The organism is Pseudoalteromonas sp. 2CM39R, from assembly GCF_023161845.1.
The window spans coordinates 388601-404594 of the sequence record NZ_JALNTM010000002.1 but is presented as its reverse complement, the minus strand read 5'-3'; the positions used below and the strand labels follow the sequence as shown (position 1 = coordinate 404594).

At 40.7% G+C, this 15994-nt stretch carries 9 protein-coding genes; all 9 read left to right on the top strand.

Annotated elements, in window-relative coordinates; translation table 11 throughout:
• Positions 1–2: 2 nt before the first annotated feature.
• Positions 3–1367, top strand: a complete 1365-nt coding sequence (locus tag MTF66_RS05895; protein WP_248526924.1) for a DUF1329 domain-containing protein — start codon at positions 3–5, stop codon at positions 1365–1367.
• A 123-nt stretch (positions 1368–1490) separates the two neighbouring features.
• Positions 1491–2495, top strand: a complete 1005-nt coding sequence (locus tag MTF66_RS05890; RefSeq protein WP_248526717.1) for a YCF48-related protein — start codon at positions 1491–1493, stop codon at positions 2493–2495.
• Positions 2495–4819 carry an RND family transporter gene (locus MTF66_RS05885; protein ID WP_248526716.1) on the top strand — a complete coding sequence of 775 codons (2325 nt, stop codon included), beginning with the start codon at positions 2495–2497 and terminating at the stop codon, positions 4817–4819. Before MTF66_RS05890 ends, MTF66_RS05885 begins: the two co-directional genes overlap by 1 nt.
• Positions 4820–5031: 212 nt before the next feature.
• Entirely contained in the window at positions 5032–9870 is a 4839-nt protein-coding gene (locus tag MTF66_RS05880) for an NAD-glutamate dehydrogenase (RefSeq protein ID WP_248526715.1), read from the top strand.
• A 114-nt stretch (positions 9871–9984) separates the two neighbouring features.
• Positions 9985–10995: a quinone-dependent dihydroorotate dehydrogenase gene (pyrD, locus tag MTF66_RS05875; protein WP_054561585.1), complete on the top strand. Its 1011-nt coding sequence runs from the start codon at positions 9985–9987 to the stop codon at positions 10993–10995.
• A 120-nt stretch (positions 10996–11115) separates the two neighbouring features.
• A complete protein-coding gene (locus MTF66_RS05870; RefSeq protein ID WP_055022164.1) occupies positions 11116–11646 on the top strand; it encodes a cell division protein ZapC domain-containing protein in 531 nt (176 codons plus the stop codon).
• 78 nt (positions 11647–11724) lie between these two features.
• Entirely contained in the window at positions 11725–13842 is a 2118-nt protein-coding gene (rlmKL, locus tag MTF66_RS05865) for a bifunctional 23S rRNA (guanine(2069)-N(7))-methyltransferase RlmK/23S rRNA (guanine(2445)-N(2))-methyltransferase RlmL (protein ID WP_248526714.1), read from the top strand.
• Entirely contained in the window at positions 13835–14068 is a 234-nt protein-coding gene (locus tag MTF66_RS05860; RefSeq protein ID WP_248526713.1) for a glutaredoxin family protein, read from the top strand. Before rlmKL ends, MTF66_RS05860 begins: the two co-directional genes overlap by 8 nt.
• 14 nt (positions 14069–14082) lie before the next feature.
• Positions 14083–15993, top strand: a complete 1911-nt coding sequence (locus MTF66_RS05855) for an ABC transporter ATP-binding protein (protein ID WP_062564472.1) — start codon at positions 14083–14085, stop codon at positions 15991–15993.
• Position 15994 lies beyond the last annotated feature (1 nt).

The following is a 15994-nucleotide window of genomic DNA, read 5'->3' as shown; positions in this document are numbered from 1 at the left end:
TGATTATTAGAAAACCTACCCTCATTGCTGCAGCATTTTGTGGCGTTTTCGCAAGCTCAAGTGTACTTGCAAAAATTACCGCTGATGAAGCGGCACGTTTAGGTAAAGATTTAACACCAATTGGCGCAGAAAAAGCTGCGAATAAAGATGGTTCTATCCCAGCTTGGGATGGTGGTATCACAACACCACCTGCTGGTTATAAAGCGGGAATGCATCATCCTGATCCGTATGCTGATGATAAAATCTTATTCACGATTGATAAATCGAATGTAGCTGAGTACAAAGATTTCTTAAGCCCAGGTCAAATTGAATTATTCAATACTTATCCTGATACGTTTAAGATGAACATCTATCCAACACGTCGTAGCGCGTCTTATCCTCAGTTTGTATATGATGCAACTAAAAAGTATGCAACGACAGCTGAGTTAGTAGAAGGCGGTAACGGTATTAAAAATACTGCTGTGGGTGTTCCGTTCCCAATCCCTAAAGATGGCTTAGAAGCTATTTGGAACCACTTATTACGTTTCCGTGGTTTATCAATTGAGCGCTCTGGTGGCCAAGCTGCACCGACAGCATCTGGTTCATATAACTATGTAGGTTTTGATGAGCAACTGTTAGTTGAGTATTCATCACCTGAAGCAACGCCTGAAAAGCTACAAGAATCTAATATTTTGTTTAAGTTTAAGCAAAAAGTAACTGAGCCAGCGCGTCTTGCCGGTACTGCGTTACTAGTTCATGAAACAATGGACCAAATCTTAACGCCACGCCAAGCATGGACATACAACTCAGGTCAGCGTCGTGTTCGTCGTGCACCTAATGTTGCCTATGATGCACCGGGAACAGCAGCTGATAGCTTACGTACAACTGATGACTTTGATATGTTCAACGGTTCTCCAAATCGTTACAACTGGACATTAAAAGGTAAGCAAGAGCTTTATATTCCTTATAACAGCTATAAGCTTCACAGTGACAAACTAAGCTACGATGATATCCTGCAAGCAGGCCATATCAATCCTGATCATGTTCGTTATGAAAAACACCGTGTTTGGGTTGTTGAAGCGAATCTGAAAGAAGGCACGCGTCATATTTATAAGAAACGTGTTTTCTATATTGATGAAGATAGCTGGCAAGTACATGTAGCGGATATCTATGATAACCGTGATCAAATGTATCGTGTAGCGATGGCGCATGGTCTTAACTACTATGAAGTACCGACTCATTGGAGTACGCTAGAAGTTTACCATGACCTTAACTCTCGTCGTTATTTAGCGATTGGTTTAGACAACCAAGAAAAAATGTATGATTTCTCACAATCATTCAACGATAACGAGTTTACTTCAAGCGCATTACGTCGCGAAGGTCGTTAATCAAATTAAGGCACCTGACTCCAGGTGCCTTTTGCAATTCGCGTAAGTCATCAGTACACGCAATAGATTTCTCAGTGGCTTTTTTGACTTCTCTTTTTATTTTTTCGAAGGCGATTTATCTTTATGAAGTATTTGCTTTATGCCTGTCTTGCTTATAGTGCTTCATGTTTTGCTCAAGACATGCCTATGCCGCAACAAGCGATTAGCGCTGTTAACGCAAACAAAACTCTTCTCACCGACATTGAACTAGCTGGCCCAAATCTCATTGCAGTTGGCAAACACGGTGTAGTTATTACAAGTACAGACGCTCAAACCTGGCAACAAGCTAGTGTGCCTACTCAAGTGCTGCTAACAGCCGTTGATTTTTATAATAACGATTTAGGCTGGGCCTGTGGTCATGATGCAACCATCATTAATACTGTAGATGCAGGAAAAACCTGGCAGTTACAGCAATCTTTACCAAACATGGATAAGCCATGTTTAGATATTTTATTTACAACTGAAAAACATGGCTACGCAGTTGGTGCATATGGAATGTTTTTTGAAACTAACGATGGTGGCCAAACTTGGCAGAAACGTTTTTTAGATAGTCTGTTATTTGAAGAAGACCGTGAATACCTAAATGATTTAAAAGACAGTGACCCAGAAGGCTATGAAATTGAAACTGCTTCAATACTGCCGCATTTTAATCGCATCGTTAAAACTGAGGAGAGTTTGTTTCTAGCCGGTGAAATGGGTTTAATGGCACAAAGTTCCGATAATGGTCAAACATGGCAGCGTCTTGAAGAGATCTATATGGGCTCTTTCTTTACGTTTGCGTCAACTGCAGATCAAGGTGGTGAAGATCTAGTTGCAGGCCTTCGAGGCAACATTTTCACTCGCCAAGCAGGCAGTGATCAATGGCAACAAATACCACACGACAATTATGCAACCGTGAATAGCGCGATTAAATACAACAACCAGTGGTTATTATTTGCCAACAGCGGGGTGATTTTCCAAATTGAGGATGGCCAATTATCAGAACAACAAATGGCCGATGGTAAATCGTTACTTGATGGTGTTGTGTTTCAAGACAAACTAGTTATGGCTTCAGAAAATGGCATTAAAGTGAAGGAGTTGAATCCGTAATGCGTGGTTTTTTAGATATTTTAGAAAGAGCGGTGTTTCGTCATCGCTTATTCGCAATTATTTCCTTTGCTTTGATCACTTGCTTCTTATTATTCAAAGCAACACAAATTCAATTAGACGCGTCGTTTAATAAAAATATTCCGCTTAATCATGACTACATGAAAGTTTACACCAAACATGAAAAACAGTTTGGCGGAGCTAACAGCATTTTAATTTCTGTCTGTGATGCAGATGGTGATATTTTTAATGAGGAATTTTTCACCCAACTTAAAGCAGTTCATGATCAGCTTTACTTTATTCCTGGTGTAAATCGCCCATTAGTAAATTCAATCTTCGCACCGAGTGCGCGTTTTGTTGAAGTGGTTGAAGATGGTTTTGCTGGCGGTCCAATTATTCCGGCAAACTTCACTGCTGATAAACGTGGTCTTGCAGTTGTAAAAGAAAACATCGAAAAAGCAAAAGTCGTTGGCCGTATGATTGCCAGTGACTATTCGTGTGCAATGGTAACCGCCCAACTACTCGAAACTGATCCACAAACGCAAGAAAAACTCGACACTTTAGCGTTTGCAGAAAAGCTAGAAACACAAGTTCGTGAACCGCTAAGTACTGACAAGGTCAGTATTCATATTATTGGTTTTGCGAAAATGGCAGGGGATGTAGCAGAGGGTGCTAAAGGGGTACTGTTATTTTTTGCTATTGCCATTGCTTTCACATTCGTAATGGTTTGGCTGTTCTGCCATTCTTTAAAACTGACTATTTTACCAATTGCCTGTTCAATCATTGCTGTTGTTTGGCAGTTAGGCTTGCTTTCAAGCTTAGGCTTTGGTTTAGACCCTATGTCAATTTTAGTGCCGTTTTTAGTGTTTGCGATTGGTGTAAGCCATGGCGTGCAAATGATTAATGACATCGGTAAAAAAGTGTCTACGGGTAGTTCAACTCGGGTTTGTTGTCAGGCAAGCTTTAGAGCACTTCTGATCCCAGGTGGTATTGCACTGCTATCAGATACAATTGGTTTTTTAACCTTACTCACCATTGATATTGGTATTATTCGTGAACTTGCTATCACAGCGAGTTTGGGTGTAGCGGTAATTATTTTCACTAACTTAATTTTATTACCTGTATGGGCATCGTACATGCGCTTTGAAGGCTCTGTGCATATTCAAGCAGGTACTCACACTGACAAACCAAATCTACTAGACAAGTTACGCGAGCTATTAGTAAAAGCGACTGATCGTAAAACAGCTGGTTTTATTATCGTCTTAACGGCTGTGTTATTTGCAGTGGGTTACTGGCAAGCTGACAAAATGCGTATTGGTGACTTACATGCTGGTGCGCCATCTTTGCACCAAGATGCTCGCTACAACCAAGACACCTTTTTGATTTCTGATAAATACACTATTTCATCAGATATCCTAAAAGTGATTGTTGAAGCTTATCCTGCTGCGTGTACTGAGCATGATGTTATGGAGCGTATTAGTCGTTTCCAATGGCAGATGGAAAACGTTGATGGGGTACAATCCGCTGTGAGCTTAAGCTCAGTTGCGCAATCTGTGAATGCCGGCTTCAACGAAGGTAACCTAAAATGGCAAAGCCTGCCGCGCAACACGGCAAGTTTAGTGCAAGCTACTTCACGGGTTGAAACAAGCTCAGGTTTACTTGATGGAAACTGCTCTGTAATGCCTGTGATTATTTTCTTAAATGACCACAAAGCAGAAACAATTGACCATGTGGTAGCTAAAGTTAAAGAGTTTGCTAAGGCTGAAGAAACCGATGAATTAAAGTTTAAGTTAGCGTCAGGCCCTGTCGGTGTAATGGCTGCAACGAACGAATCTGTATCAGCTGCACAGCTACCTATGATGCTTTACGTTTACGGCGCCGTAATCCTGCTATGCTTAATTAGCTTTAGAAGTGTTAAGGCAACGGTCGCGGTTGTATTACCTCTGTATATTGTATCAACCTTAGCGCAAGCGTTGATGGTACAACTTGAAATAGGTTTAACAGTATCGACATTACCTGTTATCGCTTTAGGCGTTGGTATTGGTGTCGATTACGGGATTTACATACTTTCATCAATGATGGGGCAGCTAAAACAAGGTGTGGCACTGGAAGTAGCTTATCGTAATGCATTAGCAGAGCGTGGTAGTGCAGTGCTGTTCACAGGTATTACCTTAGCCATTGGTGTTAGCACATGGATTTTCTCTGATCTGAAGTTCCAAGTGGATATGGGTATTCTGCTAACCTTCATGTTTTTGGTTAACATGTTGGGTGCAGTACTACTTTTACCTGCAATTGGTAGCTTCCTCTGGACTGACCAGAAAAAATAATGTGAATAATTGTGCTCCAATATGGCCAGTAATGGCCATTTATATCTATATTTTGTGAATAGATGACCAAATAGCTGAAAAGCTTAAAATGATTTCATCGAAAAGGCTGTTTATTAGCTGTAAAAGAGTTAGAATTTACCTGACTCCACGCTAATAAATGGCTGTACAAATATTCTACTAATCGATAAGTAGTATAGATTAAGGAACATACAATGACACGAAATGAAGGGCAAGCCTCGGTTATCTTAGATAATGTCTGTAAGCTGATCCAGAAAAAAGTTCACGCTGATAATGTGTTACTCGTTGAGAAATTCGCCAAAGCCTTGTACAGCAATATGTCTAAAGAGGATTTGGCTCATCGCAACGATAGTGACTTATATGGCGCTGCACTAAGCCTATGGAACTCGCTAGAAAAAAATAATTCTGATGACGCGGTTGTCCGTGTTTTCAATCCTGAAGTAGCAAAAGATGGCTGGCAGTCATCGCACACTATTGTTGAAATCATCGCGAAAGACATGCCTTTCCTCGTTGATTCTGTGCGCATGGCCATGACTCGCGCAAACATCGCTTCTCACTTATTACTTCACTCTCCGCTGAAAATCCAGCGTGATAAAAATGCTAAAATCACCGGTATTTCAAGCTTAAAAGCAGAGCAAGAATCAACGTCGACAAAAACTGTGTTCTTTATCGAAATTGATCGTCAAACAGATGCAAAAGTAATTGAGTCTTTCAAAAAAGAACTTGAGTCTGTGTTAGTTGACGTATCTATCGCTGTAGAAGATTGGCAGCCAATTCGTGAAAAGCTAATTGCGGTTACGAAAGACTTACCTAAACGCCACCATAATAATAACGAAAGCGAAGTTGCAGAAACGGTAGAGTTTTTAGACTGGTTAGCTAAAGATAACTTTACGCTAATGGGTTACCGTGAGTATGAACTTTCGCCAGTGCAAGGTGATTACCAGTTAAAAGGTAAAAAGGGCACTAGCCTTGGTCTAATGAAAAACACAGACGAAGAGCATAGCCGTTTACTTTCTGAGTTACCTGAAGTAGCTCGCCAAGAAGCGCGTAGCAGTAACTTATTAATTTTAACGAAAACAAATTCAGTGTCTCGTGTACATCGACCTGCATACATTGACTACGTGGGTATTAAGCGTTTTGATGATGAGGGCAATGTAATTGGTGAAGACCGCTTCCTTGGTTTATTCTCATCAAGCTTTTACAACAACAGCGCCGCTGATGTACCTGTACTGAAAAGTAAGATTAACCGCATTATGGAAATGTGTGACTTTGCTAAAGGCACTCATGCATACAAAGCGGTATTAAATATTTTAGAAACGTATCCACGTGATGAGCTTGTGCAAGCACGTGAAGCTGAACTACTTGAAGTTGCCATGGGCGTATTACAAGTACAAGAGCGTGATATGTGCCGTATTTTTGTGCGTAAAGACGCATATGGCCGTTTCTTCTCTTGCATGGTATATGTTCCGCGTGAGCGCTATAACACGGCTCTACGTCGTGAAACGCAACGTATCTTAGCCAATGCATTTAATTCTGACGAAAAAGTCGAATTTACTACTTTCTTCTCTGAGTCAACATTAGCCCGTACACATTACACGGTGCGTGTGACTGACAATAATATTGAATATAACGTGAAAGACATCGAAAACAACCTAATTGAAGCTGCCCGTACTTGGGAAGATAGACTCCAATCTGCACTACTTGAAAGCGCAGGTGAAGCACGCGGTAAAGAACTAAACCGTAAATATGCACAAGCGTTTGCAAGTGCCTATAAAGACCAGGTTCTACCAAGTGCAGCGGTTGTTGATATTGAAAAGCTAGAACTTCTAAACGACGAGAACAAACTTGAGATGTTGTTCTACCGTCCACAAGAAGAAGCAAACACCAATGTTGTTCGTCTAAGCTTATTCCATAAAGATGTACCAATTCACTTATCTGACGTAATGCCAATGTTAGAAAACTTTGGTTTACGTGTAGTAGGTGAAACACCTTACTCAGTGAAAACGACTGACGGTAAAGTTAATTGGATCATGGACTTCACCATGCTAATTGACAACAAAGGCATTGCTGACTTTGATAAAGTGTCAGCGCGTTTCCGTGCTGCATTAACAAATGTGTGGAATAACCGCTTAGAAAACGATGGTTTCAACCGTTTAGTATTAATGGGTGGCTTAACAGGTCGTGAAGCGTCTATTCTTCGTGCCTACGCTAAATACATGCGTCAAATTGGTGTAACTTTCTCGCAAACTTACATCGAAAGCACATTTGCAAATTACCCACACATTGCATCGCAAATCGTTAACTTATTTACTAAAAAGTTCTCAGTTAAGAACCCTGGCAGTGAAAAGACACTTGAGAAGCTAGTTGCACAAGTTAACCTTGAACTAGAAAACGTAGCAAACCTAGATGATGACCGTATCATCCGTTTATACGTTGATATGATCAATGCAACTCTTAGAACGAACTTCTTCCAAAAAGAAGCGGACGGCCAATTTAAATCATACGTATCGTTCAAAGTTCAACCTTCTATGATCCCTGAAATGCCATTACCACTGCCTGCGTTTGAGATCTTTGTATACTCGCCGCGCGTTGAAGGTGTGCATTTACGTGGTGGTAAAGTTGCTCGTGGTGGTTTACGTTGGTCTGACCGTCGTGAAGATTTCCGTACTGAAGTGCTGGGTCTTGTTAAAGCGCAACAAGTTAAAAACACGGTTATCGTGCCAGTAGGTTCGAAAGGTGGTTTCGTCTGTAAACAGCTACCGACAGACCGTGAAGCATTCTTCAAAGAAGGCCAAGAGTGTTACAAGATTTTCATCCGTGGTTTATTAGATATCACAGATAACATTGAACGTGGTGAGATTGTTCCACCAGTTAATGTTGTTCGTCATGATGAAGATGACCCGTATTTAGTTGTTGCTGCCGATAAGGGTACTGCGACTTTCTCTGATATTGCTAACGGCATCGCAAATGAATATAACTTCTGGCTAGGTGATGCATTCGCATCAGGTGGCTCTGTAGGTTACGACCACAAGAAAATGGGTATCACAGCAAAAGGTGCGTGGGAATCTGTTAAACGTCATTTCCGTGAAATGGACATTGACTGTCAAACAACTGATTTCACTGTTGTGGCAATCGGCGATATGGCGGGTGACGTATTTGGTAATGGTATGCTGCTTTCTAAGCATATTCGCTTACAAGTAGCGTTTAACCACATGCACATCTTTGTTGATCCAAACCCAGATGCAGCGACATCTTACCCAGAGCGTGAGCGTTTATTTAATCTACCGCGTTCTTCTTGGGAAGATTACAATAAAGACCTCATTTCTCAAGGTGGTGGAATTTTCTCTCGTGCGGCTAAATCAATTAGCTTAAGCCCAGAAATGAAGAAAATGCTTGGCACTAAGAAAGCGAGCATGACACCTAACGAGTTAATCAAAGCAGCTCTAATGATGGAGTTTGATTTACTTTGGAATGGTGGTATCGGTACTTACATCAAGAACTCTAAAGAGACTGATGCTGATGTTGGTGACCGCGCGAATGATGCACTTCGTATTAACGGTTCTGAGCTTGGTGCGAAGATCTTAGGTGAGGGCGGTAACTTAGGTGCGACACAATTAGGTCGTATCGAATTTGCGGCTAAAGGCGGTCGTGTTAACACTGACTTCATCGATAACGTAGGTGGTGTTGCGTGTTCAGATAACGAAGTAAACATCAAGATCTTACTTAATGGCCTAGTTGCTGAAGGTGACTTAACACGTAAACAGCGTGATGAGTTACTTTATTCAATGACTGATGAAGTATCTGAGTTAGTATTAAAAGACTGTTATCGTCAAACGCATACCTTATCGATTACTCAATCAAAAGGTACGTCAACGCTTAAAGAAAAAGTACGTTTCATCCATGCCCTTGAAAAAGATGGCAAGCTTAACCGTGCAATCGAGTTCATTCCAACGGATGAAGAACTTGCAGAGCGCGCAGCAGCGGGTAAAGATTTAACTCGTCCAGAGCTTTCTGTACTTGTTTCTTACGCAAAGATGGTTCTTAAAGAGTCTCTAGTGGTTGATGAAATCACTGAAAACCCTTACTACCGTCAGTTATTAGTTAAGTCGTTCCCAGTACCACTTCGCGAGAAGTTCAACGATGCAATGGATAACCACCCACTTCGTAAAGAGATTATCGCAACGAAACTTGCAAACAACATCGTTAACGATATGGGTCTTAACTTTATGGTTCGTATGCACGAAGAAACAGGTGCTAACGAAGCTGAAATCGCACTTTGCTACTCAATTGCAAAAGAAGTGTTCCAGATGCCAGAAACATGGTCATCAATTGTTGCACTAGATAATAAGATCCCAGCAGCTGTACAAACAGAAATGCTATATCAATTACGTCGTACGGTTCGTCGTGCAACACGTTGGTTCTTACGTCATCGCAATAAAGCACAAACGATTGAGCAAGCAATTGAGTTCTTTGCACCAACATTTGCTGATTTAAGTGAAAACTTAAACAGCTACATGGTTGAAAAAGAAAGCGAGCGCCTAGTTAAAGCGGCAGAGAAGCTAATTGACAGCAATGTACCAAAAGCACTTGCAACACGTATTGTGTCACTATCAAGCTTATTCTCTGTAATGGACTTAGCTGAAATCGCTAACAATTCAGAGCGTAGCATTGATATGGTTTCTAACACCTACTTCAAGCTAGGTGCGCGTATGGGCTTACATTGGTTCCTTGACCAAATCACCAACCAACCAGTTGCGAACCACTGGCAAGCACTTGCTCGTGCTTCTTACCGTGAAGAGCTGGATTGGCAACAACGTACATTATCAGCTGTGGTACTTAATAGTTTTGCTGCTGACAGCAAAGACATTGATGCACAAATTGATGAGTGGATGGATAACCAAGATCTACTATTACAACGTTGGAAGCAGATGCTTTCTGAGTTCAAAACATCGCAAAGCCATGATTTTGCGAAGTTCTCAGTGGCACTTCGTGAACTAATGTTGTTAAGCCACAACTGTGACACTTCCAAATAAGTGAAAAGTCGTTAAAATACATACCCCAGCTCGCTGGGGTATTTTTTTGCCCTTAATTTGCAATGGTCCGTTTATAAACGGCTACTTTGTTTATTTTTACCTAAGGAACAAACCATGTTTTATGATCTAGCTCGCCGTTTTATGTTTACCCGTGATGCGGAGTGGGCTCATGAATTTGCACTTAATAATTTACGCCGATTTGCTCATACGCCATTGAGTGCTGCGTGGTCTCAATCTGTCCCTAATAAACCCGTCAACTTTTTAGGTTTAGAGTTTAAAAACCCAGTAGGTTTAGCGGCTGGCTTAGATAAAAATGCTGAGTGTATTGATGCATTTTCGCAAATGGGTTTTGGTTTTGTTGAAGTAGGTACTGTTACACCACGTCCTCAAGCGGGTAATGACAAGCCACGTATTTTCCGCTTACCTGAATCAAATGCGATTATTAACCGCATGGGCTTTAACAATAAGGGCGTTGATAACCTAGTTAACAATGTTAAAGCAGCGAAATACGACGGTATTCTAGGTATTAATATTGGTAAAAATAAAGATACACCAAACGAGCAGGGTAAAGATGATTACATTCACTGTATGCGTAAAGTATTTGAGCATGCATCGTATATCACAGTAAATATTTCTTCACCGAATACCCCAGGTCTTCGTGATTTACAATACGGCGAAGCGCTTGATGACTTATTGCAAAGCTTAAAGAATGAACAGCTTGATCTAGTGGCCAAACATAACAAGCAAGTGCCTATGCTAGTTAAGATCGCCCCTGATCTTGATGAAGTACAAATCGGCCAAGTTAGTGAGTCATTGATCAACAATAAGATCGATGGTGTTATTGCTACAAACACCACACTTGAGCGTGCAATGGTACAAGGTCAACAATACGCAAATGAAGCGGGTGGTTTATCAGGCCAGCCTGTGCGTCAGCGTTCAACCCATGTGGTTAGTGAACTTAAGCGTTTAACCGAAGGTAAACTACCTATCATTGGTGTGGGTGGCATTGACGATGCGGATTCGGCAAAAGAGAAATTTGCAGCAGGTGCAGACCTTGTACAAGTTTATACTGGTTTCATTTATAAAGGCCCAGAATTGGTAAAAACGATCCTTAACAGCTTATAAGGATCAGTTATCTAAGCAATTGATCATTAATAAAATGTTCTAAGAAATCATTTTATTAATGGTCTGCTTTAGTTATAATTTGTGATTATGCGCACAGTATTTATTCGTTAGGGAGGAGACATGTTACAAGCATCTAAGCAATGGAAATGGCTTGCTTGTGCAAAAAATAATCGTCTTTTGGTTGACCTAGACCAAGATATGCAACTGTGCACGCCTTACAAACTTCGCCAACTCACCGATGCTGTTTTACAAGAGCCTAACTTTAGCCTTGAAGACGCTGCATTTTATCAGCAAGTTTATCAATACCTCGAAACTTTCTCACTATGGAACCCTGCAGAGCTTTGCCAAATCGCGCTAAATGCCACTGCGGTCAAATTTCATTTAAAGCCAGTACTTGCAAAAAGTTGGTTCTTTCATGAGTATCATGGCAGCCAGCCAAGTGTTGAAGCGGTTGTTAAATTGTGCTCACAGGCACAAGAAGGTGAGTTTTTAATTGTTGACCACTCAAGCGAAGCCTCAGTGTGTATTAACCTAAGCCAACACTTTCAACTAGACGAAAACCTTTCTCTTGAACAGTTTGAGGCTATTAAGGTTTTAAATAACCGTATCCATCCTGTTTATATTCAACAAAAACAGTTTAAATCTGCCTAATATCCCTGCAAATGTTGGCGTTTTTGTTCGCCAAGCTATGCTATAATCCTGCGCAATTAGCATTTAAGGGTTTTTACTTTGCAATTTATCGCACTTACTTCTATCGGAATAGAAAATTTACTTGTTGATGAGCTTACAGCACTTGGTGCCGAAGTCTCAAAACAAACCGTGGGCTCTGTACGTTTTGAAGCAGATAGCTTATTAGCACAAAAGATTTGTTTATCGAGCCGTTTTGCGACTCGTATCATGATGCTGATAGAAGAAAAAGAAGGCGTAAAAGACAAACACAGCCTTTATCAATTTGCACGCTTACAGCCTTGGCAGGAGTGGTTTGGCCCTAAACAAACCTTTGCTGTTGATTTTAGTGGTACAAATAACGACTTAAAAAATACGCAATTTTCAGGTCTAGTTGTAAAAGATGCGATTGTTGATTACTTCGCGGATTTATTCGAGCAACGTCCGGATGTTGATAAATACAATGCCAATGTGCGTGTTGTAGCAAGGTTGAACCGTCAAGGTGTTGCGCTTTATATCGATTATTCTGGCCCGCGTTTATCTGAGCGTGGTTATCGTCAAGATCAAGGCAAAGCGCCGATTAAAGAGCATTTAGCTGCAGCTCTTGTGAAACGAAGTGGTTGGCTTGAAAACGTACAGCAACCTTTATTCGATCCATGTTGTGGCTCTGGTACCATTTTAATTGAAGCTGCAAGCATGGCACGCAATGAAGCGCCGGGCTTATTCCGTGAAGGTTTTGCCTTTGAGCGCCTGCCTAGTTTCCGAATTCAAAAATACAAAGAATTAAAAGCAGAACTAACTGCACAAATTACAGATCCTAAACTTTGGCTTATTGGCCATGATATTGACGGCAGTGTGATTTCAAAAGCTCAAGAAAACGCAGAGCGTGCTGACCTTGGTAGTGTGATTAAGTTTAAACAAAGCGATGCCACTAAATTAACCTCAGTTGCGAAACTATCTGGTGTGGTGATTTCAAACTTACCTTATGGTGAACGTTTAGGCTCAATGGCTGAGCTGGTTAACTTACACCGTAGCTTAGGTGTTGGCTTCAAAAAGCACTTTAATCATTGGAAACTTGCTTTACTTGGCACTGACGAAAGCTTATTTAAGTTATTAAAGTTAGTTAAGTTAAAACGCTATAAGTTTAAAAATGGCCCGTTAGATGTTGTATTAAATCTTTACCAACTTGACGATAAACAAGTAGAACTTAGCAAAGAAGATAAGCCGGCTCTTAATTTTGAAGGTTCAACAGCCTTTGCAAACCGTTTAAAGAAAAATAAGCAAAATTTAAAGAACTGGTTAAAGCAAAATGAAGTAAGCTGCTACCGTGTTTATGATGCGGATATTCCAGAATATAACGTAGCTGTTGATGTATACGATGATTCAGCGGTTATTTTTGAATATGCTGCACCGAAAGAAATCGATGACAATACGGCTCAAAAACGTTTGCAAGATGTGATCAGCTTGACCGCTGAGCAGTTAAAGATACCACCAGAAAATATTGCAGTTAAAGTGCGTAAAAAGCAAAAAGGTGAAGAGCAATATACCAAGGTAGCAAAACAAAATCGTACTCAAGTAGTTGAAGAGTTTGGCGCTAAGTTCAAAGTAAACTTATTTGATTATTTAGATACTGGTTTGTTCTTAGATCACCGATTAGCTCGTCGTTATATTCAACAAAACGCACAAGGCAAACGTTTCTTAAACTTGTTTGCTTATACAGGCAGCGCATCTGTGCATGCTGCTGTGGGTGGTGCTAAAGCCATTACCACGGTTGATATGTCAAAAACCTACTTAAAGTGGGCGCAAGAAAACTTTGCTCTGAATGATATCAGTAATACCCGTTATCGTTTTGAGCAAGCAGACTGCTTGAAGTGGCTTGAGTATGCACAAGGCCAATATGATTTAATTTTCTTAGATCCACCGACGTTCTCAAACTCAAAACGTATGAAAGATGCGTTTGATGTACAACGCGACCATATCAAACTACTTACCTGGGTTAAGAAAATTTTAAGCCCGAACGGTACGCTTATATTCTCAAACAATAAGCGTGGCTTTAGTATGGATGAAGTAGGGCTAATGGGTCTGGGTTTAAAAGCAGAAAACATTTCTGACAAGACTTTATCACCAGATTTTAAACGTAATAAGCAAATTCATAATAGCTGGCTTATTACTCATGGCTAATTTTACCCTGTACCACACTGATGGCTGTCATCTGTGTGAAATGGCCGATGAATTATTAATTGCTGCAAACGCTTCGTTTGTAGCAAAAGACATTATGGACAGTGAACAGCTGATTGAACTTTACCAAACCAGTATTCCGGTTGTGGAATCTCATCAAGGCGAGAAATTATTTTGGCCTTTTGATGCTGATCAATTAGCGCAATTTATTGCTGATAATAAAGAATAAGAGTAGTAATCACGATGGATTTAATCAGAATAGCCAAAGCTCAACTCGCTTATGGTACGCATCCACTACTAGATGATGCCGATGCCGTTATTGAGTCAGGTGAGCGTGTTTGTATCGTTGGTCGAAACGGTGCTGGTAAATCAACACTACTAAAAGTGCTTGATGGCCAAGTGACATTGGATGATGGCGAAATCAACCAATTAGGCGGTATTCGCATTTCTCGTTTAGAGCAAGATCCACCAAAAGGGGCGGCAGGCTCAGTATTTGATTATGTAGCGCAGGGCATGCCTGACATCGCTAACTTACTGATAGAATATCACCAAGTTAGTAATCAAATGCAAACAGACTATAACGATAAATTACTTAACAAATTAGAGCGTTTATCTAATCAATTAGAAACTGTTGATGGCTGGCGTTTTGATACCCGTATTCAGCTCGTTTTATCTCGTTTAGAGCTAGATCCAGAAGCCAAGCTTGAATCATTATCGGGTGGTTGGTTACGTAAAGTTGCTCTTGCAAGAGCCTTGGTTAGTGAACCCGATTTACTGCTACTTGATGAGCCTACCAACCACTTAGATATGAGTAGTGTTATTTGGCTTGAGCAGTTTTTAAAAGAGTTTAAAGGCGGTATCGTTTTTATTTCTCACGACCGTGCATTCATTCGAGCAGTTGCAACCCGTATTCTTGATTTAGATCGCGGTAAACTGGTTTCGTACCCAGGCGATTATGCGACATATCTTGAGCAAAAAGCGCATGATTTAAAAGTAGAAGAAACACAAAACGCACTATTTGATAAACGCTTAGCAGAAGAAGAAGCGTGGATCCGCCAAGGTATTAAAGCACGTAGAACGCGTAATGAAGGCCGTGTACGCGCTTTAAAAGAGTTACGTAAAGAGCGTAAGCAGCGTGTTGATCAGGTAGGTAAAACCGACTTCAATATTGAAACAGCGGATCGTTCAGGTAAATTAGTATTCGAAGCGAAAAACATCTGTCATGCATTTAAAGATAAAGTGATCGCGAAAGATTTCTCGACCCTTGTTATGCGTGGCGATCGTGTTGGCCTTGTTGGCCCAAATGGTATTGGTAAAACAACACTGCTTAAAATTTTATTTGGTGACTTAACAGCAGATAGCGGCAGTGTTAAGCAAGGTGTTAACTTAGAGTTTGCTTATTTTGACCAATATCGTCAAAAGCTTGATGAAGAAGCCACAGTACAAGATAACGTAGCTGAAGGTAAGCAAGAAGTGATGATGGGCGGGCGCTCACGTCATGTGCTAGGTTACTTGCAAGACTTCTTATTCCCACCGGCAAGAGCGCGTACGCCAGTAAAAGCGCTTTCAGGTGGTGAGAAAAACCGCTTATTATTAGCAAAGTTATTTTTAAAGCCATCTAACATAATTGTTCTCGATGAGCCAACCAATGACCTCGATATTGAAACTTTAGAGCTCTTAGAGGAGATCATTAACCAATATCAGGGCACTGTACTGATTGTAAGCCATGACCGTGAATTTATTGATAATACCTGTAATTCTGTATGGGCATTTGAAGGTAACGGCAAGATCACCGACATTGTTGGTGGCTATAGCGACTATGAAGCGTATGCAGCTCATTTAGCTGAGCAAGAAAAACAACAACAGCAACAAATTAAACAAGAAAAGCCGGCCGTTGTTAGCCAAGATAAAACACCAAAGAAAAGTAATAAACTCTCTTACAAATTAAAACTTGAATTAGAAGAATTACCCAGTAAAGTGGAACAACTTGAAAAAGCGTTAGACGCTCAGCAAGTTGTGGTTAATGACCCTGACTTTTTTAAGCAAGATGCTGCAATTACAACAGAAGCATTGAACCATTTAGCCGAGTTAGAGTCTGAGCTTGAAGTCGCTTTTGAGCGCTGGGAAGAACTCGAAGATTTAAAGAATCAGTAGT

Bases quoted from the DNA above. Each gene is read 5' to 3' on its own strand.
- MTF66_RS05890 (WP_248526717.1), top strand. From the start codon at position 1,491: ATGAAGTATTTGCTTTATGCCTGTCTTGCTTATAGTGCTTCATGTTTT.
- MTF66_RS05885 (WP_248526716.1), top strand. From the start codon at position 2,495: ATGCGTGGTTTTTTAGATATTTTAGAAAGAGCGGTGTTTCGTCATCGC.
- MTF66_RS05880 (WP_248526715.1), top strand. From the start codon at position 5,032: ATGACACGAAATGAAGGGCAAGCCTCGGTTATCTTAGATAATGTCTGT.
- pyrD (WP_054561585.1), top strand. From the start codon at position 9,985: ATGTTTTATGATCTAGCTCGCCGTTTTATGTTTACCCGTGATGCGGAG.
- MTF66_RS05870 (WP_055022164.1), top strand. From the start codon at position 11,116: ATGTTACAAGCATCTAAGCAATGGAAATGGCTTGCTTGTGCAAAAAAT.
- MTF66_RS05860 (WP_248526713.1), top strand. From the start codon at position 13,835: ATGGCTAATTTTACCCTGTACCACACTGATGGCTGTCATCTGTGTGAA.
- MTF66_RS05855 (WP_062564472.1), top strand. From the start codon at position 14,083: ATGGATTTAATCAGAATAGCCAAAGCTCAACTCGCTTATGGTACGCAT.